The sequence below is a fragment of the Novosphingobium anseongense genome, from assembly GCF_037482895.1.
Taxonomy (GTDB): domain Bacteria; phylum Pseudomonadota; class Alphaproteobacteria; order Sphingomonadales; family Sphingomonadaceae; genus Novosphingobium; species Novosphingobium anseongense.
On record NZ_JBBHJZ010000020.1, the window covers coordinates 1 to 646 of the forward strand.

Annotated in this window: 1 protein-coding gene; it reads right to left on the minus strand. The window is 56.8% G+C overall.

From position 1 onward, the window contains the following. Positions 1-81 precede the first annotated feature (81 nt). On the minus strand, positions 82-646 hold a 565-nt coding region (locus tag WG901_RS23760), incomplete at its 5' end, for a HEPN domain-containing protein (RefSeq protein ID WP_339589622.1).

Consider the following 646-nt stretch of genomic DNA (forward strand, 5'->3'; position numbering starts at 1 on the left):
TGAAACTGGACTGTCCGGAGCCCACGACGAGTCCGTCGGGCGCTCGGGCAGGGCTGGGTGAGGGCGCCTCTCGCCAACGGTTCAGCCGCGGCCCAGCTGCTCAATTCGTGCTCTGCAGGCGAGGTCGACGAAATCTTGCAGCCGCTTCACGGCATTGCAGAGAGCATCGAGGTCTTCGATGCTGATATGATAGTTGGCCGAGTATCTCGCTTCCACATATGCGCGTTTCAGGAGTTCAAACCGTCGGCGATCGAGCTTGGTATCACGAGGCCAAGCTTCAATGAGCTTGGGCTCCTTAGCTTCGGAGATCGAACGGAGAAATTTGATATTGTGCGACCTTGGAAAGTAGAAGCTAACTGTTAATAAGAAGCAGGCGAATGTTCGCTCGGCAGCTTGGTGAAGAATGAATGCTGCGTCTTTGCGCCAACCAATTTCAGTTTCGGCTCTTTGCGTCCATTCTCTCGCGGTGGCTAAAAACCGCTGAGCTGCAGGAAACCATTCATCGAAATATCGCTCGGCTTGCCGAACCGCGTCGAACTTGGTCAGCGGCTTTGGTGTGGCCAAAGGATGGCCGGGCAGCTCGTAGAGCACGATGCCGTCGCGCACTATGTCGGCCCAGAAGTACTCGCCGCGCTGGAGCGCCTGG